Below are 25380 nucleotides of genomic sequence, written 5' to 3' on the forward strand. Positions count from 1 at the left end.
ACTGGCTCGCCATTGCCGGAAGTTCGGCATGAAAGGACAACGCGCGCCTGTAGGTGTTCGGCCGGAGCGTCAACGCGCCGCCGCGCCGTGGCTGTCCAGGTGGGCACGTCGCCGCGCCGCGCGCACGAGTTGACGCGGCGGGCCTTCCGTAGGATGCGAACCGCCGTGTCCCCGGCAGTTGCAATGCCGGGGACACGGCGCACGTGCCAGGAGCCTGTGCTACAGCTCGATCTCGATGTGCTCCACGTCGGTGAACTCCACGCCCAAGCCGTGCGCGCGGGTGTTGTTGGCGCGGAAGTACATCTGGGCGAGGCCGTCGGCTGCGATCTGCTGGAGCTGCTTCTCGGTGGCGCCCTGGTCCCGGGCGGTGAAGAGGCGGTCCGCGAACTCGGGGGGCAGGGCCTGGGTGATGTCGCGGATCCGGGCGTCGTCGGTGGTGCCCGGCGCGGCGGTGAATCCGAACCGGGCGCGGGTGGAGACGACCAGGCCGTCGGTGGAGGCCGCCTTCTTCTTGGCCTTCGCCCGCACCTGCGGCTGCCAGCGTTTCTTGACCTCGCGCTCGAGGCGGCCGCGCAGGTCCTGGCGGGGCCGCTTGAGCTTGCCGGCGACGTAGCGCTCCACGGTGCGCTGGGAGATCCCGAGCGCCTGCGCGGTGGCCTTGGTGCCCTTGAGCTGCTTGACCAGGTACTTCATCTGCGCCTGGGCGCTTTGCGGGGGGCGGCGGGTGAACGCCGATTCCAGTGCGCGGTCCAGGCTGTCCCCGATCGAGTCGACCATCGTGGGCTACTCCCCTTCTCCGGCGCTCTGGTCGGTCTTGATGAGGTTGGCGATGTTGAAGACCTCGCCGCGTTCCTCGAACTGGGCTTCCGCCCACAGGACGGTCTGGGTGCCCTGGTGCTTGACCATTCCGGGCGAGACGCCGAGCCGGAACGTGCCGGGCGCCGGCGTTCCCTCGGGCGTGTACGGCAGGACGTCCAGGGGGGACGGTCCGGGTGAGGGGTAGACGATGGCGTCGGTGCCGATCGCGACCGGGTAGAGGTCGGCGGCGGCCGCCGTCTTCATCAGCTTGCGGTGCAGGCCGACGCGCTGGGCCGCGAGCACGGCGGCGCGGATGTCGGGGCGCCACGTCCACCGTTCCAACGCCGGGTAGGGCTCGTAGTACGGCACCTGGCCCCGGCTGCGCTGCCTGAGTTTGCCGATGGCGCCCTTCGCGGTCGCCTTGATCGCGGTCTCCAGCAGCGCCATCGTGGGGTCGACCTGCTTGCGCCGCGCCATCGCCTCGAGGAACTCCTGTCCCTGGAGGTCGGTGGTGACGCCCATGTCGGCCATCGTGGCCACGTAGGCGTCGCGCAGCCGCTTGTACCAGGGGTCCAGGTAGCGGCCGGTCTGGGTGCGCACGTACGCCTCGATCGGTGCGACGTCGAAGCCGAGCTCCACCGCGTAGGCGACGGTGGGCGTGGCGTACCAGGCCGGGCCCTCGGGGTGCTCGCCCGACGGGGTGAACGGGCTCGGGAGCCGGGAGCCGTCGACCGTGCGGCCGTTGACCCGTACGCGGGACAGGTCGACGTGGCTGAGGTCGACCAGCCAGGAGCCGGGCAGTGTCGGGTCGAACTTCGGGTTGCCGGTCAGGTGGGTCGGCCCGTTCAGCCCGACCGTGAGCCCGTTCGCGGCCGCGGCGTACGACATGTTGATGTCGATTGCGACCAGGTAAGGGTTGGCGCACTCCTCGTCGGTCAGCGGCCGGCACCAGTCGTATGCCTCCTCCATCAGCATCTCTGCCGGGGTGCGCATGTGGTGCCGGGCGAACTGGCCCTTGAGGATCGGGTGTTCGTCGGGGACCTCGCACGGCACCACCGGGTAGAGCTGGGTGAGCGCGTCCTCGTTGTAGGCCCGCTCGAACTCGCCGGTCGCCGGGTTCTTCTCCGCGCGGGTCGGCGGGCGCAGCGCGGTCATCAGCTCCAGGCCGGTCGTCGCGGTGGAGCCGCGCGGCGTCATCACCCGGGCCGCGTACAGACCGAGGTATTGAACCAGGTCGGCCGGGTGCATCGTCAGCAGCAGCTCCGGGTCGTCCTTGCGCCCCCACTCGCGGGCGTCCAAGGCGTGCCAGGGCAGGATGCACAGCTGGACGCAGCGCCGCCGGGAGCCTTCGGGGTCGCGGTAGAGCCGGGCCCACGGGCCGAAGCCCCGCTGGGTCATCTGCAGGCCCGCGCGCTCGATCTGCTTGGCCACCTTGTGACCGGCCGGGATGCGGCCTGCGCGCCGCTCTTCCTCCGACAGGGCGACCGGCAGGCCGAAGCGCTCCAGCGCGGATGCGGTCAGGACGAGGATCGGGTCGGCGTCGCGGCCGTGGCGGTGCAGCCGGGCCTGACCGAGGCGGGCCTCGGTCAGTGTCCAGTCGACCAGCGCGGGGATGCTCTTGGCGGGCACGTCCAGGACCAGGCCGCCGACGCAGTACGCCGAGACCTGCCCGTCCTCGCAATGGATCACCGCGAGCGGCCCGTTCTCGAAGTGCGGTTCGACGGTGGCCGCCGACGCCGTGGTCTTCTTCGCCACCGCCTTCTTCGCGCCGGGGCGCCGGGACGACGCGGCGGGCTTCGCGGCGGGCGTCGGGCGTGTGGCAGCAGCCGGGGCCGGGGGTGCCGCCGCTTCGGCCGCCGCTTCGGCTGCCGGGGTGGGAACGGGCGCGGGGCCGGTGAACGCCTCCGGCACCGTCGGCGCCGGAGCGGGGGCGGGCGCGTCGGCGGCAGGGGCGGGGAAGCGGGCGGCGAGGCCCTCCAGGAGCCGGGCGTACGCGGCACGTTTCGGCGGCCGCGGTTCGGTGACGCCTGACTCCCAGTTCCCGATGGTCTCCCGCCGGCTCTTCAGAGCCTTGGCGATCTGTTCCTGGCTCAGCCCGGCGGCCTCGCGTAGACGCTTGCGCTCCTCGGGTGCCGGGAGATCGTCCTGAGCGACCTCTTCCAGCAGCGCGTCGACGGCGCTGAACAGCTCGTTCTCAGTGGGCACAGAGCTCACCTCCATGCCGCATACTACCTCAATCACTCGCTGGATTTCTCATTGGATTGCGCATGGATTACTCATTGCGGCTATGGTCTGTCAGGACGATCTCGACCGTAGAAGCGCTGGAGGCCCTGTGGACGACGTGGACGACTGCGCCGTGCTTTCGGCCGGCGAGAGCCGGGACGTCCTGCGGCGGGTGATCCTGCCCGCAGCCGCTGCAAGCGCCGTGCCCCAGGCCCGTCCGGTCGTGGTGTTCGCCGGTGGCCAACCGGGGGCTGGAAAGACGAAGATCGCCGACTTGGTCCAGGCGGCCCTCAGGCAGCGCGGTGGCACTGTGAGAATCGGCCGCGACCTCTACAAGGCCGCCCACCGCCACTACGCTGCGGCGTTGGCCGCCGACGTCCGTACCGCCGGCGCGAAGGTCCGGCCGGACACCAGCTCCTGGCAGGCGGCCGTAGAGGAGTACGTCCGCGACCACGGCCTGGACGCAGTCGTCGAGACCGCCCTCGCCGACCTCGGCGACTTCCGTGCGGCATCGGCGGCGTACCGCCGATCCCGGCACCGGATCGAGGTCGTCGCGCTCGCGACGCCGGAGGCGTGGAGCCAGCTGGGCATCCTCGATCGGTTCCTCACCGAGGCCTGCGAGGGGGCGGGCGGCCGGTTCGTGTCGTGGACCAACCACGACTCCTGCGCGACGAACATGCTCCCGACGCTCGCGGTCATCGAGGCCGAGCAGCTCGCCGACCGCATCACCGTGGTGACCCGCGACGCAACGGTGCTGTACAGCAACGAGCTCATCGACGGCGCGTGGCGGCGACGGCCCGCCGCCGACAGGGCGGTTGCCCGTGGCCGCGCCCGAGCATGGACGGCCCAGGAGACGGCCGCGTTCCACCGCGAGATAGCTCGCGCCGAGGTGCGCGTGCACCGCGACGTACCGGGTGAGGACGAGCGCTTGGCCGTCGTCCGGGACGCGCGGCGGGCCGCCGCGCTCGCCGAGCCGGTCCGCCGCATCGCCCAGCCCCGGCGGCGCGCGCCGGGCGTCGACTACCACCGGCTCTCCACCGCTGAGCACCGGTGGGTCTTCGACGAGCTGATCGTCCCGTCCTACCTGAACGGCATCGTCACCCGGGACGATCCGCGCGCTGTCTACGTCATGGGGCAACCCGGGGCGGGCAAGCTGCTGGCCGCCCGGATGGTCCGCCGCGCGATGCGGCCCGGAACGACCCGGCTGGTCGGCGACGACTTCAAGGCCCAGCACCCCGACTACTTCCCCCTGCTGCGCGACGACCCCCGCAGCGCCGGCGCGGCGATCCGCGCCGACTACCGGGCCTGGTTCACCTGGGCCGAGCAGTACGTCCGTGACCGGCGCGGCGACGTTCTCATCGAGGCCGCCCACGGCAGCGTGGAGGAGTTCCTCGCCAGCGCGCTGCCTTTCGCCGCCGACGGCTACCCGGTCGAACTCGTCGTCCTGGCCGTGCGCGAGGCCGACAGCCGTCTGGCGACCGCGCTGCGCTACGCCCGTGCCCTGCAGCGCGGCGGCACCGGCCGGTTCACCAGCCGCTCCGGACACGACACCTGCTTCCGCGCGCTCGCCGACATCGTCGCCCTCGCCGAGCAGCACCCGCAGATCGCGGCCATCACGGTGATCCGCCGGGACGGCCAGGCCCTGCTGCGCCACGAGAGCGGCGGCGCCGGACGGGCATCGTGGGCACTGGCAGCGGAACGGCTCCGCCCCTACACCGAGCAGGAGGCCGAGGCCTTCCTCCGGCTCCACCAAGGCCTGCGCCGGGCGTTGCCCCGGCACCGGGAGGAGCTGGACGAGATCGCCGCACTCGCCCGGCCGCTGATGCCCGCGCGGGTGCAGCCAGCCCGCCTCGGCCGCCCGCACCCGCCCCTGTGGCCCCTGCCCGTACCGAGCAGGGCCACTGACTACGTCTCCTTGAGCTCCTTCAGCCGGGCGGCGTAGACAGCGGCAATCCGACCGGCCTCCTCCGGATCCGCCGTCGCCAGCTGCGCCCCGTCAGCGAGGGCGGCCTCCCGAGCCACCTTCAACTCCTCCATGCGCTCCTTGTCGGGCACCGGCGCGCGGCGCTCCTCGATGAGCCAAGAGCCCGGATGAGTTCGAGGCCGCCCTCGCCGAGGTGAAGGCGAAGAACGCAGAGCTGGAGCACTCGCTCCTCGTCTCGTCCGTGGCCCGGAAGTACGACCTCCCCGAGGAACTGGCCGGGCGTCTGCGCGGCTCAACTCCCGAGGAGCTGGAGTCGGACGCGAGGGCCCTTCAGGCCCTCGTCCTCCCTGCCGCTCCGGCCGCCCTGGGTGGCGGCCTCACCCCATCCGCCGACGAGGACGACGGGGAGATGGACCCGCGCAGGCTGGCACGGCGCACGCGCCGGTTCTGACCGGGCATCAGAGTCGGTGGGCGATCTTCTCGTCTCGGAGTTGTTTGAGAACCGCTCTCAGCTCATCTCGGCGCGTGAGACTCGTCGTTGGGTCGTCTAGCTCCTCTTGCACGGTCGCCATGGCTCGCTTAATGCCTTGGGCTATCTCACGACGTTCGGCAGCGGCACACACCCAGTTCACCACGACGCTGACCGCGATGGCCAAGACCGGTGCGGCGTACAGGAATGCGTCATGCCAGAACCCTTTCGGGTCCATGTGGTTGCCCAGCGCTGCCGTGCCAAGTCCCGACCCGGCGCCACCGATTGCTGCGCTGAGCTGGTCGTAGTTGAAAACTCTTCGTGGTTGTACCTGGGCCGCAGTCGTCACGAGATTACCGCGCCTCTCGGTCAGAGTCAGCGAGCTTCTGCAAGTACCGCAGGGCCTCGCGCCTGTTCGAGAGATCGAAACTCACCTCGCCGTCCCCATCCTTGACGACCACGTGCTTCGGGTGCCGCGACCGCATCCAAAGCACGAGTGTCCGAACCAGTGTGGCCACGGCTGTCGAGCTGCCGAGCGCCGCAATCAGCGGCTCAAGCTCCATGTCCCCCCCTTACAGCCACCTGTTCAGCAGATGGTGTCGGTCGCAGGCGCCGGCGGGCCAGCTCTCGTCCGGCGGTATCCACCCATCATCTCAATCCGGAGGTCACTCTGCCCACCGTTCAGCACCAGGTAGTCAAGCCGCAGAAGCTCGTGAACGCTGCGGTCGGCATGCTGGAGCAGGAACTCGTCATTCCGACCACCGCCACGAGCCCGCGCCGGATGCCGGGGAGCGGGAGGAGATCGCAGAGATGTCCCTCCACTCCCCCACCGGCACCCTCCAGGTCACCCCCCTCATGACCGACCTGGACGAAGACCTCCCCTCCCTCGCGGCAACCGGCCCCGGCACCTACCGGCTCCGCGTCCACGCCCGCGGCCGCGACCAAGCCGTCGACCTCGCCCCCGACACCATCACCGAGCACTACCTCCTCCAGTGCTGGCCCGCCCCGCCCACACCCGCCCAACTCCTGCGCGCCACAGACGACTACGGCAGCCAGCTACGCGCCGAACAGCCCCACCAGACCCGCGTCACCACCCACACCCCGCGCGGGCAGCACCGCCAAGAGCACGACATCCTCCGCCGCTCCCTGGGCGGGTAAGCACCCGGCACGATGTGGCAGGTCCACGCGCTGCCCGCGGTAGTGCGGTACATCGGTGGCGCTACGGTGCCAGCGTGACCGAGTTGCTCGCACCTCCAGCCGGCGCCGTCTACGAGTCGTTGAGACCGTGTGGCCCAGACCGTCGTCCGACCCGTGTGATGGTCACCGAGCCAGAACCGCACGAGACCGTCGTTGTCGACGCCTATACGGGCCGGCGGCCCCGCACGATGCCTTCCACCCGGCTGCACGAGACGTCCTACATCGTGGGCAGCCGCCGGCACGTGAAGTCCGGATACGCCAGGACACATGGCGGGCGTCATGCGGACGGCTCTGAGGGCCCGCAAGATGAGCGAGGACTTGGTCGACGGGGCGAACTTCGCCGACGACCCCGTGCTCGGAGGCACGCTCGCCCTGCTCTGCCCACCGGAGCACCCCGCGGTCCGCATCGCCATGACGGCGCTCGCCGCGCTCGGACGGTCAGCGGTCGTCAGTCCGGAACGGGACCAGCGTACGGTCCTGCGTGTGCGCTACGGGCCCGGTGGGACGCTCTGCCCTGTGCGGTGGATGACCCGCGACAACTGGACCATCCACTACTGCGGCAAGCCATTGGGCCACACCGACGGTGAACACGAGGAGCCGCGCACCTACGAGCTGTTCCTGGACGGCGATGACGACGCCCTGGAATGGCCGGGCCGGCGCACCCCGCCGGCGAAGGACCCACTGCCGCTGGAACCGCCCGCTCCCACGGCATCTGGTCTGCCCGCCTTGCACGACCAGGTCCTCGATGCCGCCGAGTCCGAGCGGATCTTTCACCAGCGCCGGTACTTCACCGCTCAGCTCCGCACGGCGGCCCTCCGGCGCTCGAGGCGGCCCGAGCTGGTGACGCACGGTCCGCTCAACCAGGAGGAGCCCGACGGCACCGTGGCAGTGGTGACCGACGGTGCGGGCAGGCCGTGGCACCGGGGCGCCGACGGTAACTGGCGCCGGACCGGACCCGGCGCGGCCGAGCAGGAGTCCGGTCTGCCGTGGTACCTCCTGGCCTTCCGCTACGCACCCCTCACAGAGCTGGCGGTGCACTGATTCACACGCGGCTCCGGCGCGGCAGCGCGCCCGCCGTGGCCTGCCCGAGGTACCAGCTGATCTTCATGGGCGAGCCGTCGGCGAAGGCCAGGAGCGGGCGCAGGACTCTTGATCCAGTGGATCCGTCACCTCGCGGCCGAACTCGGTGAGACACCCGGCCCACACCCCATAGGAGACGGCACCCCGGCAGGGGTGACGGGTTCATGCTCCGGGCGCGGGCCGGACTGTGATGCCGTTCCGTTCGAGCAGGGCCGCGGTGACCCCGTCGCCCGCCGTCAGTCGGCCGGTGAACGAGCCGTCGTGGACCGTGCCGCAGCCGCACGAGGGGCTGCGCGGCATCAGCAGGGTCTCCTGGCAGCCACTGCGCCGGGCCGCCGCGAGCGCGAGGCGGGCTCCGGCGACGAACTCCGCCGTCACGTCGCAACCCATGTCGTCGACCACGCGTGCCGTGCCGTCGAGCACGGCGTGCCCTGCGACGCGCCGGGCGCGGGCGACGGCATCTCCGGGCCGATCGCCGACGCGCGGCTCGCGTACGGCCGTCAGCTCGACCCTGACACCGACCTCGCCCTGATGAACCCCGGCAGTGTACGGGCCGGGTTCACCTTCGCGGCCAAGGGTGCCGAGGGCGACGGTGTGGTGACGTACGCGGAGGGCTTCACCGTCCAGCCGTTTGCCAACACCGTCAACCTCCAGAACTTCACCGGCGCGCAGGTCGTCCAGGTGCTGAAGGAGCAGGTCACCGGTACGAACGCGGCCTCCCCGAAGATCCTCCAGCCGTCCGCGAACCTCACCTACACCCTCGACCTGACGAAGTCGGGCGCGGACCGCGTGGTCACGGACAGCATCCGCCTGAACGGCGCTCCTATCGACCCGGCCGCCACGTACCGCGTCGCGACGAACAGCTTCCTCGCGGGCGGCGGCGACGGCTTCCCCACGCTCGGCCTCGGCACGGGAGACCTCTGCGGCACGGACGACCTGTCGGCGCTCGCGCAGTACCTCACGGCGAACTCCTCGGTGTCGGCTCCGCTGACTCCGCCGGTGGCGAACCGGATCACGATCGTGCAGTGATGATGAACTCATGAGGAAAGAGCGGGTCGTCAGGGCTACCGACGACCCACTGTGCTTCTACGATCGGATGACCGTCGAAGGGGGGAGCCAGGAATGGAGATCGGGCTCGCGGACGCCTTGCGGGCGTTGCGCGCCGAGCTGGCCGAAGCCACGCTGGAAGCGGCCGGCGACACCGTGCGGCTACATGTCGAACAGGTCGACCTGAACCTGGAGGTGAGCGTCCAGCGGGCCACGGAGGGTGGCGGAGGCGTGCGGTTCTGGGTGCTGTCGGCCGACGCGAAGGCCGCCAGGGAGACCACCATCACCCACACCGTGTCTCTGCGACTGACCGCCGAGACGGCCGGCGGCGGACGGGTGCTGACCGGTGACGGCAGAGTCGGACTCGGGGACCGGTGACGCGCGGTGCACGGGGGTGGAAGCCGTGCGGTGCAGGTGGTAGAGCGGGCAGGCCGACCGTACTTCGTGGCGTCGGGTTTTCTGCTCGCCCCTGGGCTGGTGATCACCGCCGCGCACGCGGTACGAGGGCCGGGCCCGTACGAGGTCCGCTCGGCGGGCGAACGAGCGCTGGTACGAGAGGTGGTGGCGGCCACCGACCGGGACATCGCCCTGCTGACGCTGGAGACCCCCGCCCCGGACCCCGGGGCAGCGTCGAAGAAGGCTGCCCCGGGGCCTGAGCCGGTGCGGTTCGCGGTGCTGCCCGAGGGCGCCGGACAGGTTGCTGTGCACGCGGTCGGATTCCCGCGTTTCGCCCTGGAGGACGGCCTGCCGCGCAGCCATCAACTGAACGGAACCGTCCAGTTGGGCTCGGACCGCTCGGACCATCAGATACAGCTCTCCCTGACGAGCAGTGACCCGCCACCGGGCCCGCCGGGACGGTCTCCCTGGGAGGGCTGTTCGGGGGCGGGTCTGCGCACGGTGTACGAAGGGCTGCTCGTCGGCGTCGTCACCAGTCATCGTCCGGATGGCGACCGGCGCGGGCTGACCGGCACCACCTTGACCGGCCTCACCGACGACCGGTTCCTTTCCGCGCTCGCCGGACACGGCGTCGAGGCCGAGCCGTTGCCCGTGCGCCTGGTGGTGGAGCCGTCGTCCGCGCGTGTGCCGGCGGAATCCGGGACGGGCGACACGCACTGGCTACCGAAGGCCGTACGGGAGGTGCTGGCCCGGCAACGGGAGCAGGCCGCCGAACTGCCGTACCGGTTCCGTGAGGACCGGCGGGCGCGGCGGTTGACGGACGTGTACGTGCGGCAGGTGCTGAGCCCGGGCCCACCGCCTGACGCCGCCAGGACACCGGAGGGCCCGGAGTCGTTCGACGGGTCCGCGCCGGTCGGAGCCGCGGGCTTGCTCCGCCACCACGAGTACGCCCCGCCGCCCTCCGGACCGTCCCGCCCCCTGCGCGAGATCCTTACGGAGTCGTTCCGTTCCGGAACGGCCGGCCACCTCCTGATCGAGGCGCCCCCCGGCGCCGGCAAGACGACGCTGCTGCACATGTGCGGCCTGGAATTCGGCGACGCGGCGCTCGCGGCGTCCCCCGCGCCGGAAACGCTCGTACCGCTGTGGGTGCCCGCGGCCCAGCTCGGCATGGCCAGCCACTCGTTGGTGAGCGCGGTCGCCGAGGCCGTCGGCCTGGACACGCTGCCGCCACTGCCGGGCGGCGCCCGCTGGCTGGTGCTGATCGACGCCCTCGACGAAGTCCCCCACGATCACCGTAGCCGCCTCATCCACCGCCTCGCCGACCGGGCCGGACAGAACGGTACGGACGACGGTCCGTATCTGCTCCTCACCACCCGCCCCGACCCAGACGCCGCCTCACAGCTCACCGAGTCTGGTTTCCACCGCTACGTCCTCGACCTCTTCGACCGGCGCCGCCTGGAGGAGTTCGCGCACGGCTGGTTCGCCGACTCGGGCCACCCAGAGCGCACCGAGGACTTCCTCGCCCAGGTCGACGCCACTGGCCTCGGCGAATTGCTCGGCGTCCCCCTGCTCGCGACCGTCGCCGCCGTCGTCCACGGCAGCAGGCCCGACGCCCCGCTCCCCGACAACTCCTGGGACCTGTACGAGCAGTTCCGCCTCCACCTGCGCGCGGTCAAGCACGAGCAGGCCCGGCGGCTGTGGGCAGATCTGGAGGAACGCGCGGCACCGACACCGGACGGCACCAGGGTGATCGTCCACCTGCGGGAGCACGCCGGTGAGCTGCTCAGGGAAGTGGCGTACGCGCAGGTGACGGAGGGGGAGCGGGATCTGGTGGGGGTCGCGGGACGCTGGTGGGCGAAGTTCGCCGGCCCGCCGCTGGACGGCTGGTCCGCCGTCCTCACCGAAACCCTCCTGACCACCGGGCTGTTCATCCGCCGGGGCCGGGGCCTGGAGTTTTTGCACACGACCTTCGCCGAGCACCTTGCCGCAGAGTGGCTCGCGACACGCCTGGCACCCAGCTTCGACCCTGCCGATCCCCTCTGGCGGACGACGCTCCTGGCCGCCTCCGGCATCACCGGTCACCCACTGACCGCCCTGTACCGCAAGGCGCTCGTCCACCACGCCCGCCGCAACTCGGGCGGGAGCCTGCTCGAACGGTTGCAGAACGGCGCGTTCGATGGCCACGTTCTCGCCGCCGAACTGATGGCGGACCGGTACCCGGCGGACGAGGTGCACTACCGGCGGTTCCTGGAGGCGCTGAGGGAACGTGGGGGAGACGCGGACCACCTGCTCGCGAGGCTGCGTCATCCGCTGGTGACGGAGTACCTGCGCGAGCAACTGGTGACGGGCTCTCCGCCGGAACGGCTGTCCGCCGCCCGAGTGCTGGCGCCGGCCGACGGAGAGGCGGTGGCCAGGGAACTGCCGGACATCGCGGCCTCGTACGGGGTGGACCCGTGGGAGGTGCACGCCATCGGACAGTTCCTGAAGGACGACTGGCCCGAGCAGACGACGGCTGCGCTGGCGGTGATCTGGCGTGGTCCTGGGCCCTTGCCCTGGGACCGGATCAGGACGGCGGAGCAACTGGGTGCCGGGCACGAAGAGACTCAGGCCGAGATGCTGAGGGCGGCGCTGCGGGGGCAAAAAGGCGGTCCGTACGCCTTGGGACAGATCGCCGCCGCCCGGACCCTCGCGGAACTGGGGGAGGCGTACGAGCGGGAGGCGATCGAGTGGCTGGCATGGACGGCGCTGAACCCGCTGTCCCTTTCCCTCGTGTCCTATGCCATGGTCGCCGTCGACACCCTGAGCACCATCGGCGGCGGACGCCACCGGAAGACCGCCGTGCGGGTGATGCGCCGCTACATCACACGAAGCACGGGAAACGACCGGTCCACCTCCTACCTGCGGGGCCGGGCCGCGAGCCGACTGCTTCGCTTCGGCGAGCCGTACGCGTCCGAGGCCGTCCCGCTGATGCGGGCGCACACCACGCGACACGAGTACCTGCGATGGGCGGCCCGGGAGCTGAACGGCCACGAGCCCCGGGAACCGGCGGGAGGGACCGTTGAGGACGCTCTGGACAGAGCGGTCCGGGCGGGTGAGGCATGGTCACGTGGTGAGCCGGCCGCCGTTGACACCTCCTTGGAAGAGGCGGTACGGCAGATGCTCGCGGCGGACGGCGCTGCGGCCGTACCCGTCCTGGTGGACGGCGTGTGCGCTCTCGACTCCGTGGGCAACTACGGGCGCTTCAGGCCCGACGTCATGGCCGCGCTGGGCGCGATGTACGAGACGTTCCCCGCCGAGACGGCCCGTGAACTGCGTGCCCTCTACGGGTACGAAGGCCCGGCCGACGACCTGTACGACACCTCCCTGCGGAACCGGGGGCTGCGGGAAGCGGTCCTCGACGCCCTGCTCACGCTGGGTGTCCTCCAGCCGCCCGGCGACTCTCCGCTCCTCCTGCGTCTCGCGGGGCAGAACTGGAAGACGGAACACCGGACGGCGGCGAACGACGCGCTGTGCCGGGCGACCCCGGCCCACAAGGCGGAGCTGGCCGCCACACTGCGTCGCACGCTCACCCGACTGGACCGCTCGTACGTCCGTACCGTGGCCGATACTCTGAGACAGCTTGGGGACGGACACGTACGCCAGGTCGGCAACGCCCTGCGCGTCTCGGTCGGCAGCCCCGACCCTGCCGTACGCCTGGGCGCGCTGCAAGGGTTGCTCGCCCTCGGTGCGGAGTGGGTGCCCACCGACGCCGCTTTGCTCGAAGAACTCGCCGTCTGCCGCCGGGCCTCCGCCACCGAGCGGCTGCGCGCGATCCGGGCCCTGGCCTTCCTGGAAGGGCGGCTGTCGCGCCGCACGATCCGTGCCCTGTACGACGTCGTCGAGCCCGCCGGAGAGGTGGGGGCGCTGTACTCGATCAGGCCGCTGGTGTCGTCCGGGCCGTTCGTCGCACCGGGACTGCTGTCCGGCGGGCTCAGGGCTCGGGCGCGGCGGATTCTGGGCCGGCACGCCGTCAGGATGCACCCCTCCTTCCCCAGTTACCTGCCCCGGATCAGCCGTGAGGTGCCCGCAGCCGAGCTCGGGCGCGCGGTCAGAGCCAGGCTGCGCGTGCTCGGACCGGGCCGACACAGGCGACGGCTGGAGCTGGCAAAGATTCTGATCGCCCTCGGTGACAACCGCTCGATCACCGTTGCCGCACGGGCGTTGCGGCGGATGCTCGTCAGCGAGCGACACTGGTCGTTCCAGCGGCGTGAGATCGCCGAGAGCCTTGTCCTTCTCGGCGACGCGCACGCGCGGCGCCTTCCGGCGCGTCTCGGACGGTGGCCGATGTTCTGGCGCACTCCGGTCCGGGACTGGGGAGAGGACACGCTGAGCGCAATCGCGTCCGGGGGCGGGCGGTGGGAGACATGGGCGGTGGACGCGCTGTGCGCGACAGTGGTCTCGGACCCCGGCGCATATGACGTGGAGCGCTCACTGTCCGTACTGGTCGATCTACATCGGTCCTCCCGCCCCCAAGTGCTGCGCGCCCTGCGCGCCGTCGCCTCCAGTGGCTCCCCGGTGGCACCGCGCGCTTTCGAAGCGCTCGAACTACTGGGAGCCGAGCGGGTGGACTCTTCATGAGCGCACCCCTGGTTCCGGGCGCTCGGCACATCGCCGAACTGTTCACGCTCACCGAGCGTGAACACGCACCTGCGGGTTGATCGTGCTGCGGGCCGAGTGCAGAGCGGCACGCAGGCGGCGTCCGTCGGCCGTGTCCGGGATCCTGACTCGGTCGGGGTCCATGGCGGCGAGGCGGGCCAGGGCCGTCTTCTGCCGCTGTGGTCCGTCCCGATAGGCGGTCTCCAGCCGGTACAGGGCTTTTTGCAGGGACTGAGAGAGCCCTCCGGCGTGGCCGGCCACGAAGGGTGCCATGGCCTGGATCAGCTCGGCCACGGGGTCGTGGGCGGGTGTCGTGCGGCGGGCGGCGGCGCGGCGCCGGTACGCCTTCTGTCGGCACGGTGGCCCGCAGTACGACGAATCCGCACGCCCAGCCGTAACGGGCGCCCCGCACGCGCCGCACGGCCGCCCCGATCCCCTGCCGCCGTTACGGATCCGCGTGAGAGAAGTACGGCACGCCCTCGAGCACGTCACCCCGGCCAGCAGCTTCTCCGCCCGCCGAACGACGGCCAGATGGCAGGCGGCGCACGGCGTGGGCGGCAGTACCTCTCCCCGGCCGACCAGGTCCTCCCACCGGGCCGCCGCCGTCTGCCGTGCGGCAGCCGGGCGGGACAGCCCCGTGACCGGGTCGGGACACCCTTTTTCGTAACAGCACGCGCAGATCAGAAAGCGGCCGGCCACCCACCCCCGGCCCTGGCGGACGGCACCGACGACGAGATACGCCGGTCCGTCCGACACATCGGCGGCACACAGGAAACAGGGACGACATCCATCACGCGTAGCCATAACGAGCACAACGACCCGCACGCACATCCGTAACGGCACCCCACCGGCTCCCGGCCCGCGCACGGAGAACAACCCGCACACACAGCCGTAACGGCGTCCTTCCGGTGGCGGAGGCGGGACCTGCCTCGAAGTGAGAGTTGGGTCACGCCCCTTGTGCACAGCGGAGTGCACACGGCAGGCCCGGTCACGACCATGCTCGGCCGGACCAGTAACCGAGAGAAGGGGAGGGGCGGCCATGCCCGTGCTCCGCCAGATCGCCACGTGTACCGCGCCGTCGACGATGGTCGTTGTGCGCCGGTCGCGTCGCAAGGAGTGGGACGTCGACTACCGGGTAGCGGTGTGCGCGCGGCACCGGTGGCTGGCGGAACGGGACTGGGGCAAGTCGTTCACGGGAGAGGGCGTCGGCGGGACGTGCGGCACGGTCATCGACTACCGCGGCTACGACCAGGTCGTGCAGTCCCACTCCGACCTGTGGCTGCGGTCGCTGGCGATGCACGGCCCGGAGGACCGCGGTGGGGACGTCGCGCTCGCCCTGGCGGCCGCCGCCGCGTTTCTGGCGGAGTCACGGGCGTACCGGGAGGCCGGCGGGGTGACGGCCGCGCTCGGACACGCGGCGCGGGTGGCCGAGGCCCTCGTCGCCGGGGTCCTCGGCGCTGAGGAGGGCCAGGCGCAGGTGCTGGCGGCGCTGAGCGCGGCCGAGACCGTGGTCGTCGCCGACCGGGGTACGTAAGAGCGCCGGCCTGGCGACTGGGGTGGCAACGAGCGTGAGCTGCGCGTTGTCCACCCTGTAGCCGGGCGGCCTGCTGAGCTGTCCGGCGGGCCACGGCCGGGTCGACGGAGGTGAACGGCCGCACCCGGAGGTGTCCGCCGACGCCCGGGTCGGGGCCGCCCGGCGGCAGGAGTGCGGAAAAGGACCAAAGACCCTGAGTATGAGGTCCATTTGCCAGAGCCATGCCGAGATAAACCCGCATATATTGCTGACTAATTCATGAGAGCTGCTTCAGTCGGCAGTTCTGGCTGCCCGTCACGCACGGAGTGAGGCAGGTGTCATGGAGTGCTCAATGTGAGAAGCAGCAGGGGTTGCGGCGCTGCGGAATTCGAAGACCGCAAATTGTCGGAGAGTTCCTGCTGCGTCACCGAAGGGAAGTGCAAGTGAACCGTACCCGTCTTCGGATCGCCTTAGTGTCCACTGTTTGTGCCGCTGCTGTCGGAGTGTCCGGCATTGGCATCGCTAACGCTGCCGTAATAGGCGGTGATCACTCTGTGGCTTCCGCCGCTGCGGAGAAATCCACGACAGCGGCTCGTACCCAGGGCGCCTCGGGGGCAGTCGTATCCAGCGGCGATGGGAAGTTGTCCGACGAGGAGTTCTACGCGCTCGCCGATGCCGAGATAGAGAAGTACCTGGAGAAGCTCGCCGCTGTACCTGACAGCGTTCTCGACCAGGGCGGCGAGGCGACTCTCGCCTATCTGAAAGGTCAGAACGAGCGAGGCATCTTCGATCTCAAGTGCATGGGGCTTATTGCCGCCGCTGTCGGCGGCGCTCTCATTCCGGCCGCCAAGGTCGTGAAGGTCGCGAAGATTGTCAAGAAGTACGGGGTCAAGCGTGTCATCAATGCCATCAAGGGAGTACGAAAGGGGCAAGGGCAGTCACTCGCCAGTGACCTGAAGGAGGTTGCCCTCATCTTCCTGGGTGTCGACGAGATCAAGGATGCCTGCACCTGATAGGGGAACAGCCATGGTTGCTGCACGGATTGTGCTGGTCAGCGAGATCGCTCTGGTCGTCGCGGGTATTGCGTGGATGCTGCTCACCGTGCGGCGCAGTGTCCGCGTCTCAGGTGTCCGTCGGACGCGCCACGAACTCCTGCAACCGACCCGGGAACTGCTGACAGCAGCAGCGCTCAGTCTTGCCGCCGGATGGTCGGTCTCCCGGCACGAGGTCCCGAATCTGCTGACGCTGGCGATCCTCGGCGTCCTGCTGCCCGCTACCGCGGGCATGGGGCTGGCCCTGCTGGTCCGGCAGGAAGGAGCGCTGACCGGCAACGTCCGCGGCTGGCTCGTCCTGGCCGTGCCGGTCGTCGGCGGAGGGGCTGCCGGCCTGGCACCCCACATGTTCTGACCAGAGGGCCAGCAGGAAACAGCCGCCTAATCCGCGAGCAAGGGCCTTCGCCTCCTCAGAGGCGAAGGCCCTTGTGTATGCGGTCCGCGGCTGAACGGGTTCAGGTCGGGTTGAGCGGGATGATGCCGGTGCCCGCGTACAGCCCGGGTTCCAGCGACAGGACGGTCAGCGGCTCGCCGGCCTTCGCCGCCTGCCAGGCGATCGCCGCGGCGTGGGCCACCGGCCAGTCGGTGTTCTTCCAGTCCATCGCGTCCACCGCGTGCGCGGCGGTGAACGGCATGTTTTCCGCGAACCGCAGGGTGGCCGCGTGCCTGCCCGCGCCGGCGACCTGGCGTTCGGCGGCCAGCACGGACAGGGATGGGATGATCACCCGGCCGGTGCCGCGTGAGGCCTCGATGTACAGGCCGGTGAAGAAAGGGTCCGCGCGGAACAGAGCGGCCAGGGCGGTGTGGTCCAGGACTGCGGTCAGGTTCATGCGGCGGCGCCGCCCTGATGGGCGCGGATCTTCGCCCAGGCGTCCCGGCCGGCCTGCTTCACCTGCTCGGTGTATTCGATACCGAGCTCACGGGCGGCTTGGGCAGCGCGCTGCTCGCGCTCGGCCGCGGTGAGCTCGCGGGTGGCGAGCTCTTCCAGCAGCTCGGTGATGGTGGTGCCGCGCTCGTCAGCGAGGATGCGCAGCCGGTCGCGGACTTCCTCGCTGGTCTTGATGCTGGTCGGCTTGCTCATACCGTCGATTCTACCGCCGGTAGAACTCAAACCGACAAGTGCTTGCGCAATGCGCAAGCCGTGTGCCACAGTCGACTTGCACAAAGCGCAAGACTGAAGAGTGGACCGAGGGAGGGCACATGATCACGACGCTGATCGCCGTGGTGGGAACGCTGCTGGGCGCCGCCCTGACGGGCGCTTGGCAGCACCTGACCACCGTGTCGGGCCGCCGGGACCGTGACCGCCAGGCGCAGCGGGCCGCCGTCGCCCAGCTCCTCGGCGCGGCGACCGCGCACCGGGCAGCCCAGTTCCTCAAGCACGTCGCCCGCCGCGAAGGCGAGCCCGAGCCGGAGACGGGTGAGGCCCGGGCCTCCCGGTACGCGGCCCGGACCGCCGTGACACAGGCCCTGACCGCTGTCCGGCTCTCCGGAGTCCCGGCTCACCTGCAGGCCCTGGCCGTCGACCTGGTCGCCGCCTCCGTGGCGGTCGGTGACGCGCCGTCCGACGACCGCCAGGCCGTCGACGCGGCCGGCGCCGCCGCCCGGGTCGCGCACGAGGCGCTGGAGACGGCCGCCGCCCAGCACCTCGCCTGACCCACCCATCCACCTCACGAAGGAGAACCCCTGTGAGCGTCAACGTCACCAAGACCGCCGGCTACAAGGCCGAAATCACCTGGGCACCGAAGGACGACCCCCGCGGATACATCGCCGCCGCCGTCGAGGGCGACCAGCTCGAGGCCGCGCTCGCCGTCCTCGGCACCACCGAGGACCTGGCCCCCGACGGCGCCTCCCTCGCCGAGGTCGCCCGGCACACCACCGACCTGGTCCGGCTGCTGGAGCGCCGCGCGGCCGTCCTGGTCGTGCAACTGCGCGACGACCACGAGGCCCGCGGCGAGAAGCAGATGTCCTGGCCGCAGATCGCGAACCGGATCCTCGGCGACCCGGACAAGCACAGCTCCGTGCGCCGGATGTACGACAGCGGCCGACGCCACCTCGGCCGCTGAACCACCACCCCGACCCGACCAACCCGACCAGACAGGAGATCACCATGGCGAACGACGACTACCAGGCGTGGGTCAAGGCGCAGGCGGGCGCGCTGTACGACGACCTCCGCGCCAGGGAGGCGGCGGAGACCGAGGCCGCGCAGCCGACCGTCATCGAGGGCGACCACTACGGCGTCTCCGGCGGCACCCACATCGGCGACATCACGTTCACCTTCAAGCGCTGACCGGGCAGGGCGGCCGACTCACTGCCAGGCGACCGGCCGCCCCGCCCACCCCCAGCCCCTCACAGACCAGGGAGCCTCATCATGCCCGACTCCGCCAGCGTCTTCGGCGCCGTGTTCGCCGCGCTGTTCATCGCCCACTCGGTCGGGGACCACTGGGTCCAGACCCACGGCCAGGCCAAGGACAAGGGCATGCCCGGCTGGCCGGGCCGCCTCGCGTGCGGCCGGCACGTCCTGACCCTGACCCTCACCAAGCTCCTGGTCCTGGTCCCGGTCGTCGTCGCGCTCGACCTGCCGGTGACCGGTCCGGGACTGGCCGCCGGGCTCGGTCTGGACGCGGCCTCGCACTACTGGGCTGACCGGCGCACCACCCTCGCCGCCCTGGCCCGCCGATGCCGGAGGGGCGAGTTCCTCGCCCTCGGCACCTCGGCGCACCCCGAGCATCCCGTCACGGCCGACGGGACGTACGCGCCGACCCTGGGCACCGGGGCCTACGCCCTGGACCAGTCCTGGCACCACCTGTGGCTCGGAATCACAGCCCTGCTTATCGCCGTCATCTGACCACCAGAAGAGGAGCACGTTCATGGCCGAGAACGAGAAGAAGGCCGCCGCCGTCATCGGCGGTGGCACCGTCAAGGGCCCGGTCACCATCGGCGGGATCACCATCACCGGCACCAGGAAGGACACGAAGAAGAAGTAGCCGGTCCTGTCCCGTCGAAGCCCTGCACCGACCGGTGCAGGGCTTCGACACGTCATACACCCGCGCAGCTCAGGAGAGGGCGGTCGGCCTGCGGGGTGGCGGGATGGCGCGCAGCAGCTCCCACAGGGGGCGTGAGCCGGCCGCCCACGTGCCGAGGGTGTGGCGGTCGACGACGTGAAGGTGCTGCTGCTTGGCGAAGTTCACGGCGGGGGCGGTGACGCGTCCGTTGGTGACGATGACCGCGACGTCGGCGCCGTGGACCTGGCGGGCCGTGCCGTTGAGGATCTGGAGGTCCGGTGTGCCCACGGCGGAGCCGGCGAGGCCGTCGCGGCGGTGTTTGCACTGGATGACCCAGCGCCTGCCGTAGGGGTCCGTGGCCTTGACGTCGGCGCCCAGGTCACCACGGCCTCCGACGCGGACCGCGTCCTGGCAGCCGTCGCGACGCATCAAGTCGCGTACCGCGTACTCGAACCGGGTGTGGTGCAGGACGTCCAGCTGGGCGAGCCCGTAGCGCAGGCCCTGCGCGCGGACCGTGTCCCACCGCGCTTGCTGCTGCCTGTGGTGGATCCAGGCGCCACCGGCCAGCACCGCGAGCGCACCGGCAACGGCCAGGACCCACCAGTGGACGAGCAGCCAGTTGACGACGGTCACCACCAGGGCGACGGCGAAGACGGCGGCCGCCAAGAGGCCGATCAGCCGGTCCTCGGCGCGCTGCCGCCCCCGGCCTGGCCCGCGGGAGCGCCGCCGGACCGGCTGGCGCCTGATCGTCGCCGCCCGGCCCTTGGGTGTGCGGGGGCTCACCGGCTGGCCTGCGTGACGCCGCTCGCGAGCTCCTCGAGAACGTTGAGGATGCCCTGGCCCGCCGGTGTCGGGGCGATGAGGATGCCCAGCGCCAGGACGATCACGACGGTCATCTTCTCGTCGTTCCGGCTGCGGGCCTCGGTGCGCCGCCGCAGCCGGAAGAACACGATGACCGCGAGGGCGAGGCGGCTGTGTCGCTGCGGCAGCGAAAAGCAGGTTGCACACGAACGTCCCGAGCGTCGTCGCCGACAAGCGCCTGCGGGACTACGGACGGGTTGATCAGCCCATAATCTGAGTCAGTGCCGAGCGACCGGCGCATCGCACCCGCCCCGGGTGCACTCACCGCGATCGGAGAGCACCGTGAAGAACAGCGCGTTGTGGCGTGTAGTTGACAACGAGAGTGGTAGCCAGTCCATCGTCAGCACGCCCTCCGAGGCGGTCGCGTTCGTCAACAGCCGGTTCGACACTGATGACGACGACGAGCCGTTCAGCATCACCGAGGTCGGTCCTCTCCTTCCGAAGCCGCTCGGGGTCATCACCGCATGGGCCGCCGAGAAGGACGGCGAGCGAACCGACGGGCGTACTGCCCCGATCACCATCAGGCCCGTTGTGACGGACAACGCCAGCGAGTGCGATGACGTCGTGCTCTGGGGCGACGTGTACGTCTCCTGGGACCACGACATGTACACCGTCGAGGGGCCGGACGGCTCCGAGTACAGCGAGGCTTACAGCGCAACCGAGCTGAGCGCGATCCTCGACGAGTACGCCGACGACTACGAGTACGCGCCCGAAGGGCCTGACAGCCACAGGTGGCCGAAACCGGAAGAGTTGATCACCTATGGCGCCCAGGAGTGTGCCAGGCGGTTCGGGCACCTCGACGACGACGCCCTGCTGTGGCTCGCTGCCACCCGCATCACGCTCGCCGTGTGGCGCAACACACCCGTCGAGAACTGGCATGCCGGGAAGAGTCCGCTGCACGACGGCACGATGATGCGGATCAACACGGCAACCACCCGACTCGTGCGCTCGATGCTGTCGTTCGACCATGTCGACTGGATCGGTCTCGGTCTCGCGATCGTCAACCCGTCCCGGGTTCTACCGACCGGGCAGTCCGTGCTCGAGCTCGGGCTGGCCTGCTACAACCCTGACGACCCGGCGCACGAGGTTCATCCGCGCGAAGAACTCGCGGAGATGGCCCAGGACGCGATCGCTTGGGGGCGAACGTACCGCCTTCGCGAGAAGGAGTTCGGTCTGCGAACCCTGATCGAATCCTTCTGCGCGTCCGACAACGGCTGGTTCGGAACACCGAGTTGGGGGCGCATCGTCGATCGGTTTCTTACGGCTGTCGACGACCGGGAGAATGCGCACTGGGGCATACAGCGGGACAAGCCTTGGTTCGACGAGTGGTTCACCAACCGCCCGGCCGACATTGCGGACACCATGGAACTTCGTCGGCTGCTCCTTGCCGGGCCCGACCTGCTGTCCGAGGAGGCCGCCGAATGGTGCGTGGATGGTGCCATCGGCTACATCTGCCATGACGACCACGCGAACGGCTGCTGGCGGTGCGGTATCCCGCTGGCAACGGAGTCCTCAAACGAGTGACGGCGCCAGCGATCCTTAATCTCGTGTCAGTTCGGCCAGTCACATGACATCGCGACTGAGAAAATGACACGGAATTTGAGAACCTACAGCCCTGAGTTACTCCTGTGCCATGTCGACGAAGCGCCCGTAGTGTCCTTGGAAGGCCGTGGTGATGGTTGCGGTGGGTCCGTACCTGTGCTTCGCGACGATCAGGTCGGCTTCGCCGGCGCGGGGTGAGTCCTTCTCGTACATCTCTTCGCGGTGGATGAGGATGACGAGGTCGGCGTTGTCCTCCAGGGCGCCGGAGTCGCGGAGGTCGCTGAGGAAGGGCACCTTGTCGGTGCGCTGTTCGGGGCCGCGGTTGAGGGTGGAAACGGCGATGACGGGGATCTGGAGTTCCTTTGCCAGGTACTTGAGGCTGCGGGCGATCTCGGAGACCTCTTCGTAGCGGGATCCGAGAGGGCGGGTGCCGTAGTTGAGCAGCTGCAGGTCGTCGACGGCGATGAGCTTCAGGCCGTGCTGTCGGTGGAGACGTCGGCAGTGCGCGCGGAGCTCGGTGAAGTTGGCGTAGGGGTCGTCCTGGAGGTAGAGCGGCGCGCTGGATACATGGGGCATCCGTTTGGCGAGGCGGGTCCAGTCGTCGTCGGTCATGGTGCCGGAGCGCATGTGGAGCAGCGGGACGCGAGCCTCGGCGGCCAGGAGCCGCATGGTGATGTCGGTGCGGCGGGACTCCAGTGCGAAGAAGGCTGCGGGCAGGTTGTGCTTGACGGCCGCGGAGCGCAGCAGGTTCAGGGCGAGGGTGGAGGTTCCCATGGAGGGGCGGCCGGCGATGACGATGAGCTGGCCGGGGTAGAGGCCGCCGGTGAGGGTGTCGAGGTCGCTGAAGCCGGTGGGGATGCCCGCGATCTGGCCGGGATGCCTGCCGATGCCTTCGATCTCGTCCAGTGCGCCTTCCATGACCTCGGCCAGCGGGTGGGACTGCGGGATCCGGAAGCGGCTGCGGTTGGTGGCGGCGAAGATCTCGGTCTCGGCGGTGTCGATGAGGCGGTCGACGGTCTCTGCGGTGACATCGGTGGTGAGGTCGTCGATGCGGGCGGCTGCCACCATCATGCGGCGCAGTACAGCCATGCCCTGGATAGTGCTGGCCGCCTTCACCCAGGAGTCCTTGGACGTGGGTGTGCCGGCCAGCCGCTGCAGGTATACGTGGCCGCCGACGTCGGCGAGCTCGTCGTGCTTGGCGAGCTGGTCGGCGACGCTGCGCATGTCAGGATCCTCGTCGCGGGCGTAGACGTCCAGGATCGCCAGGTAGATCCGGCCGTGGGCGTGGCGGTAGAAGTCGTCGGGGTGGAGGAGTTCGACAACGTCGGCGATGGCTTCGGTGGAGCGCAGCATCGCGCGCAGGACGGTCTTCTCCGCTTCCAGGTCGTGGGGAGGTTGCGTGGTCGGGGTGTCGTCCTGGGTCACGGGTCTCCTCCACGTCGGCCCGATTAGCGCGGATTCTGATGCTCAGCGGCGTCCAGCGTAGCGACGGCGGGAGGGATGGCTGTGCGAGTTCAGGTCAGCCGGTCGCGGTCGGCTCGGGCCCTTGCCGCCGCCTTGGCCCGCGCGGCGTCGGCCGGGGACGGAGCGGCCGGCCGTTCGGTGCCGGAGGGAAAGCGATGCGTGGGCTCGTGCGGAGCCAGTTCGGCCTGCGAACGGAGGATGTCGGCGAGCCGCGCGTCCTCGTGCGGCACCCGGGCAGCTGCCGCGAAGGCGTACGGCACCCAGGCCGGGGCCGGCACCGGAGCTGGCGAGCCTGCTGGCTCGGGCGGCAGGATGGCGATCCTGGACACGAGGTTGCGTCCGAGGGCCTTGTTCACGTCCTGCACGATCCGGTCCGCGGTCAGGCGGCCGTGGGCGGACCAGGCCACAGACTTCCCGCGCAGGCTCAGAGTGCCGGTGGCCAGGTCGAAGCTCACGGCGATCAGCTTGTCGGAGAGGTTTCCGCCGAGTGCGGGCCACTGCTCGACCACCGTGGTGTCCTCGGGGGTCGGCCAGCCGAAATACTCGGCCACCTCCACCATCGCGACGGCGAGGGAGACGGGGCGCGGACTTCCCGGCTGCAGCTGAGGCCGCCGCCCTCTGCGGGCAGTGCGGCCCCGGTGCCCCCGAGCGGTGCGCTTGGCATGGTGCAACGCGATCAGCGCCAGATCGTCCCCGCTCGATCCGGCCCCGTACGGCGTCTGCTCGATCACCGAAGCCCTCCTTCGTCCCAGCACTACACCCACTCTGGCCCAGTCCCAGGCGCAGAGATCACGCCGTTTGCGAGGCCAGCCGTCGTCATTGGGCCAGATGCGTAATCACGCCCTGTTTCCGCAGTTCAGCCCGCATTGTCAGACCCTCCTCGTAACGTTGTGGTTCCTACTCGTGGCGACTGCGGGGAGCATCAATGGACGACGACCTTCCGATCGACAACGACGAAGACCTCTTCCGTAACCCCGTCTACTACGAACCGGCTGGCTGCAACCTCGACCTTGACCGCCCCGACCTCGGCGTCCCACAGGGCCAGGATCTCCTGAACAGGCTCCTGCGCATGCGACGACGTGTCCCTGTCGAACAGCGCGGGCTCGTCTGCCCCGACTGCCGGGACCTCCGCGGCCGACGCGTCCCCATGTATCTCGTCCAACGTGACGGCGTATGGCTTGCCTCGCACTACCGCAAACCCGGGGAAAAGCCCATCAGTCACGAGTCCGACGAGCACCTCGCCCGCAAGGAACGCGTTGCCAAGGACTCTGAAGACCACGGCTTCCCGGCCGACATCGAGTCGCAGACCGAAGACGGGCACGCCCGTCTCGATGTACGCATCAACGGCGCCAACGGGATCGTCCTGGGTTATGAGCCTCAGCTGAGCGCCCAGACAACCCGCGGGATGCGTGCACGGGAGGGGGCCCGGCGTCGCGGCGGTATCCAATCGGTCTGGGACTTTGCCGACCCCGACCACGCAGGCATCGGCACCGTCCCTTACGTCCGCACACCCAACCTGCCGGCTTCCGTCATCCGCGTGCAGAAGAATCCCATCGCGGTCCAGGACGGCAACTTCGTCCTGGAGGAGGGTCAGTGCAGCCAGAACGGCGCACTCACCCGGTGCCCTGAGAAGCCCTATGACCCGGAGAATCCCACCGACACCGGGTACTGCGGGGGCTGGCACCGCGTCCTCGTACCTGCCCATCAGTCGAGCACCTACACAGGGGAGGGCGGCCTGACCCTCACCCAATTCATCGTGGAGGCTGCGGCCGGTGAGCGGATCCCGTTCCAGCGGGGCGGGCACCACGGTTGGCTCCCCGCGCAACAGTGGCAGAAGTACCTCGAGGCGAACGGGCCCGCTCTGGACGACAAGGGGCGCCAGCCATCCGTACGGCAGGGGGACCGGCGCGACAGGTGTACCGAGGACCGTCCGGCTTCGGAGGTGCGGACGGTGCCGAAGCAGAAGCGCGGCAGCCGCGCGATCGTCCTTGAGTCCCGCCCCCGGGAAACCGAGGTCGCCAGGGTTCCGGTCGACGCGTCGGGTCAGGCGATTCCGCTTTGCCGCTTCGGTTGCGGTCAGCCCGCAAGCCTTCCCGGACCAGAAGGGCTGCCCGAGCACTTCTCGTGCCGCACGAAGCATGAGGCGTGATCTATCGGCTACCGCGGACCGTTCCTTG

27 protein-coding genes and 2 pseudogenes are annotated in these 25380 nt (G+C 70.3%); 16 read left to right on the plus strand and 13 right to left on the minus strand.

From position 1 onward, the window contains the following. Nucleotides 1-219: 219 nt before the first annotated feature. Together tpg and tap are read right to left on the minus strand one after the other, a co-directional pair. Complete coding sequence (tpg, locus tag ACSURM_RS38975) at nt 220-777, minus strand: telomere-protecting terminal protein Tpg (RefSeq protein ID WP_436961422.1); 558 nt, start codon at nt 775-777, stop codon at nt 220-222. A gap of 6 nt (nt 778-783) precedes the next feature. Further along, nucleotides 784-3003, minus strand: a complete 2220-nt coding sequence (gene tap / locus ACSURM_RS38980) for a telomere-associated protein Tap (RefSeq protein WP_436961423.1) — start codon at nt 3001-3003, stop codon at nt 784-786. A gap of 127 nt (nt 3004-3130) precedes the next feature. On the opposite strand from tap, the gene ACSURM_RS38985 reads away from it, so the two are divergent. Then, entirely contained in the window at nt 3131-4963 is a 1833-nt protein-coding gene (locus ACSURM_RS38985) for a zeta toxin family protein (RefSeq protein WP_436961424.1), read from the plus strand. On the opposite strand, the gene ACSURM_RS38990 is transcribed toward ACSURM_RS38985, so the two are convergent. Continuing rightward, nucleotides 4927-5076, minus strand: coding sequence for a hypothetical protein (locus ACSURM_RS38990; RefSeq protein ID WP_436961425.1), 150 nt, complete (start codon nt 5074-5076; stop codon nt 4927-4929). The two genes, ACSURM_RS38985 and ACSURM_RS38990, sit on opposite strands and share 37 nt — an antisense overlap. Nucleotides 5077-5138: 62 nt before the next feature. On the opposite strand from ACSURM_RS38990, the gene ACSURM_RS38995 reads away from it, so the two are divergent. Further along, complete coding sequence (locus tag ACSURM_RS38995; protein ID WP_436961426.1) at nt 5139-5396, plus strand: hypothetical protein; 258 nt, start codon at nt 5139-5141, stop codon at nt 5394-5396. A 7-nt stretch (nt 5397-5403) separates the two neighbouring features. On the opposite strand, the gene ACSURM_RS39000 is transcribed toward ACSURM_RS38995, so the two are convergent. Both ACSURM_RS39000 and ACSURM_RS39005 read right to left on the minus strand, forming a co-directional pair. Further along, entirely contained in the window at nt 5404-5763 is a 360-nt protein-coding gene (locus ACSURM_RS39000) for a hypothetical protein (RefSeq protein WP_436961427.1), read from the minus strand. A gap of 4 nt (nt 5764-5767) precedes the next feature. Next, a complete protein-coding gene (locus ACSURM_RS39005) occupies nt 5768-5977 on the minus strand; it encodes an effector-associated constant component EACC1 (RefSeq protein ID WP_436961428.1) in 210 nt (69 codons plus the stop codon). 247 nt (nt 5978-6224) lie between these two features. On the opposite strand from ACSURM_RS39005, the gene ACSURM_RS39010 reads away from it, so the two are divergent. Further along, nucleotides 6225-6572, plus strand: coding sequence for a hypothetical protein (locus tag ACSURM_RS39010; protein WP_436961429.1), 348 nt, complete (start codon nt 6225-6227; stop codon nt 6570-6572). Nucleotides 6573-6917: 345 nt separating this feature from the next. Further along, complete coding sequence (locus tag ACSURM_RS39015; RefSeq protein ID WP_436961430.1) at nt 6918-7652, plus strand: hypothetical protein; 735 nt, start codon at nt 6918-6920, stop codon at nt 7650-7652. A 201-nt stretch (nt 7653-7853) separates the two neighbouring features. On the opposite strand, the pseudogene ACSURM_RS39020 reads toward ACSURM_RS39015, so the two are convergent. Continuing rightward, nucleotides 7854-8123 (minus strand): annotated as a pseudogene (locus ACSURM_RS39020) (DUF523 domain-containing protein); the annotation flags it as partial. Nucleotides 8124-8159: 36 nt separating this feature from the next. Here ACSURM_RS39020 and ACSURM_RS39025 point away from each other — a divergent pair. From ACSURM_RS39025 to ACSURM_RS39035, 3 genes and pseudogenes are all read left to right on the plus strand, one after another. Beyond that, nucleotides 8160-8720: pseudogene (locus ACSURM_RS39025) on the plus strand (5'-nucleotidase C-terminal domain-containing protein); the annotation flags it as partial. Between the two features lie 93 nt (nt 8721-8813). Next, complete coding sequence (locus tag ACSURM_RS39030; RefSeq protein WP_436961431.1) at nt 8814-9116, plus strand: trypco2 family protein; 303 nt, start codon at nt 8814-8816, stop codon at nt 9114-9116. A 66-nt stretch (nt 9117-9182) separates the two neighbouring features. Further along, nucleotides 9183-13751, plus strand: coding sequence for a trypsin-like peptidase domain-containing protein (locus ACSURM_RS39035; RefSeq protein WP_436961432.1), 4569 nt, complete (start codon nt 9183-9185; stop codon nt 13749-13751). Nucleotides 13752-13799: 48 nt separating this feature from the next. Here the strand turns inward: ACSURM_RS39035 and ACSURM_RS39040 are convergent, their stop codons facing one another. Next, nucleotides 13800-14063, minus strand: a complete 264-nt coding sequence (locus ACSURM_RS39040; protein ID WP_436961433.1) for a hypothetical protein — start codon at nt 14061-14063, stop codon at nt 13800-13802. Nucleotides 14064-14808: 745 nt separating this feature from the next. On the opposite strand from ACSURM_RS39040, the gene ACSURM_RS39045 reads away from it, so the two are divergent. The 3 genes from ACSURM_RS39045 (at nt 14809) to ACSURM_RS39055 (ending at nt 16689) form a co-directional block, all read left to right on the plus strand. Beyond that, nucleotides 14809-15303, plus strand: coding sequence for a hypothetical protein (locus tag ACSURM_RS39045; RefSeq protein ID WP_436961434.1), 495 nt, complete (start codon nt 14809-14811; stop codon nt 15301-15303). A 620-nt stretch (nt 15304-15923) separates the two neighbouring features. Beyond that, nucleotides 15924-16295, plus strand: a complete 372-nt coding sequence (locus ACSURM_RS39050; protein ID WP_436961435.1) for a hypothetical protein — start codon at nt 15924-15926, stop codon at nt 16293-16295. Between the two features lie 13 nt (nt 16296-16308). Then, nucleotides 16309-16689 carry a hypothetical protein gene (locus ACSURM_RS39055; RefSeq protein ID WP_436961436.1) on the plus strand — a complete coding sequence of 127 codons (381 nt, stop codon included), beginning with the start codon at nt 16309-16311 and terminating at the stop codon, nt 16687-16689. Nucleotides 16690-16789: 100 nt separating this feature from the next. On the opposite strand, the gene ACSURM_RS39060 is transcribed toward ACSURM_RS39055, so the two are convergent. Continuing rightward, entirely contained in the window at nt 16790-17164 is a 375-nt protein-coding gene (locus ACSURM_RS39060; RefSeq protein WP_436961437.1) for a PIN domain-containing protein, read from the minus strand. Beyond that, nucleotides 17161-17415: a hypothetical protein gene (locus ACSURM_RS39065; RefSeq protein WP_436961438.1), complete on the minus strand. Its 255-nt coding sequence runs from the start codon at nt 17413-17415 to the stop codon at nt 17161-17163. The genes ACSURM_RS39060 and ACSURM_RS39065 overlap by 4 nt, the downstream gene beginning before the upstream one ends. Before the next feature lie 119 nt (nt 17416-17534). Here ACSURM_RS39065 and ACSURM_RS39070 point away from each other — a divergent pair, with 119 nt between their 5' ends. From ACSURM_RS39070 to ACSURM_RS39085, 4 genes are all read left to right on the plus strand, one after another. Further along, nucleotides 17535-17987: a hypothetical protein gene (locus tag ACSURM_RS39070; protein WP_436961439.1), complete on the plus strand. Its 453-nt coding sequence runs from the start codon at nt 17535-17537 to the stop codon at nt 17985-17987. Nucleotides 17988-18019: 32 nt separating this feature from the next. Continuing rightward, nucleotides 18020-18397, plus strand: coding sequence for a hypothetical protein (locus tag ACSURM_RS39075; protein WP_436961440.1), 378 nt, complete (start codon nt 18020-18022; stop codon nt 18395-18397). A gap of 44 nt (nt 18398-18441) precedes the next feature. Next, nucleotides 18442-18621: a hypothetical protein gene (locus ACSURM_RS39080; protein ID WP_436961441.1), complete on the plus strand. Its 180-nt coding sequence runs from the start codon at nt 18442-18444 to the stop codon at nt 18619-18621. A gap of 81 nt (nt 18622-18702) precedes the next feature. Continuing rightward, nucleotides 18703-19179, plus strand: a complete 477-nt coding sequence (locus tag ACSURM_RS39085; protein WP_436961442.1) for a transcriptional regulator — start codon at nt 18703-18705, stop codon at nt 19177-19179. A 208-nt stretch (nt 19180-19387) separates the two neighbouring features. On the opposite strand, the gene ACSURM_RS39090 is transcribed toward ACSURM_RS39085, so the two are convergent. Together ACSURM_RS39090 and ACSURM_RS39095 are read right to left on the minus strand one after the other, a co-directional pair. Beyond that, on the minus strand, nt 19388-20119 hold the full coding sequence (locus tag ACSURM_RS39090) for a restriction endonuclease (RefSeq protein ID WP_436961443.1): 732 nt from the start codon (nt 20117-20119) through the stop codon (nt 19388-19390). Then, nucleotides 20116-20286, minus strand: coding sequence for a hypothetical protein (locus ACSURM_RS39095; protein ID WP_436961444.1), 171 nt, complete (start codon nt 20284-20286; stop codon nt 20116-20118). The genes ACSURM_RS39090 and ACSURM_RS39095 overlap by 4 nt, the downstream gene beginning before the upstream one ends. A gap of 193 nt (nt 20287-20479) precedes the next feature. On the opposite strand from ACSURM_RS39095, the gene ACSURM_RS39100 reads away from it, so the two are divergent. Beyond that, nucleotides 20480-21721, plus strand: a complete 1242-nt coding sequence (locus tag ACSURM_RS39100) for a hypothetical protein (protein ID WP_436961445.1) — start codon at nt 20480-20482, stop codon at nt 21719-21721. 96 nt (nt 21722-21817) lie between these two features. On the opposite strand, the gene dnaB is transcribed toward ACSURM_RS39100, so the two are convergent. Together dnaB and ACSURM_RS39110 are read right to left on the minus strand one after the other, a co-directional pair. Beyond that, the gene (gene dnaB, locus ACSURM_RS39105) at nt 21818-23164 is read right to left on the minus strand and encodes a replicative DNA helicase (RefSeq protein WP_436961446.1); all 1347 of its coding nucleotides are present in this window, start codon (nt 23162-23164) and stop codon (nt 21818-21820) included. An 89-nt stretch (nt 23165-23253) separates the two neighbouring features. After that, nucleotides 23254-23934: a hypothetical protein gene (locus tag ACSURM_RS39110; protein ID WP_436961447.1), complete on the minus strand. Its 681-nt coding sequence runs from the start codon at nt 23932-23934 to the stop codon at nt 23254-23256. A 194-nt stretch (nt 23935-24128) separates the two neighbouring features. Between ACSURM_RS39110 and ACSURM_RS39115 the strand changes: the two genes are divergently transcribed. Beyond that, the gene (locus tag ACSURM_RS39115; RefSeq protein ID WP_436961448.1) at nt 24129-25352 is read left to right on the plus strand and encodes a hypothetical protein; all 1224 of its coding nucleotides are present in this window, start codon (nt 24129-24131) and stop codon (nt 25350-25352) included. Nucleotides 25353-25380: the final 28 nt, after the last annotated feature.

Source organism: Streptomyces sp. SudanB182_2057 (genome assembly GCF_964272715.1).
In the GTDB taxonomy this organism is placed as follows: domain Bacteria; phylum Actinomycetota; class Actinomycetes; order Streptomycetales; family Streptomycetaceae; genus Streptomyces; species Streptomyces rubradiris.

Bases quoted from the DNA above. Each gene is read 5' to 3' on its own strand.
- tpg (WP_436961422.1), bottom strand. From the start codon at position 777: ATGGTCGACTCGATCGGGGACAGCCTGGACCGCGCACTGGAATCGGCG.
- ACSURM_RS39005 (WP_436961428.1), bottom strand. From the start codon at position 5,977: ATGGAGCTTGAGCCGCTGATTGCGGCGCTCGGCAGCTCGACAGCCGTG.
- ACSURM_RS39010 (WP_436961429.1), top strand. From the start codon at position 6,225: ATGTCCCTCCACTCCCCCACCGGCACCCTCCAGGTCACCCCCCTCATG.
- ACSURM_RS39015 (WP_436961430.1), top strand. From the start codon at position 6,918: ATGAGCGAGGACTTGGTCGACGGGGCGAACTTCGCCGACGACCCCGTG.
- ACSURM_RS39030 (WP_436961431.1), top strand. From the start codon at position 8,814: ATGGAGATCGGGCTCGCGGACGCCTTGCGGGCGTTGCGCGCCGAGCTG.
- ACSURM_RS39045 (WP_436961434.1), top strand. From the start codon at position 14,809: ATGCCCGTGCTCCGCCAGATCGCCACGTGTACCGCGCCGTCGACGATG.
- ACSURM_RS39055 (WP_436961436.1), top strand. From the start codon at position 16,309: ATGGTTGCTGCACGGATTGTGCTGGTCAGCGAGATCGCTCTGGTCGTC.
- ACSURM_RS39060 (WP_436961437.1), bottom strand. From the start codon at position 17,164: ATGAACCTGACCGCAGTCCTGGACCACACCGCCCTGGCCGCTCTGTTC.
- ACSURM_RS39065 (WP_436961438.1), bottom strand. From the start codon at position 17,415: ATGAGCAAGCCGACCAGCATCAAGACCAGCGAGGAAGTCCGCGACCGG.
- ACSURM_RS39070 (WP_436961439.1), top strand. From the start codon at position 17,535: ATGATCACGACGCTGATCGCCGTGGTGGGAACGCTGCTGGGCGCCGCC.
- ACSURM_RS39080 (WP_436961441.1), top strand. From the start codon at position 18,442: ATGGCGAACGACGACTACCAGGCGTGGGTCAAGGCGCAGGCGGGCGCG.
- ACSURM_RS39085 (WP_436961442.1), top strand. From the start codon at position 18,703: ATGCCCGACTCCGCCAGCGTCTTCGGCGCCGTGTTCGCCGCGCTGTTC.
- ACSURM_RS39115 (WP_436961448.1), top strand. From the start codon at position 24,129: ATGGACGACGACCTTCCGATCGACAACGACGAAGACCTCTTCCGTAAC.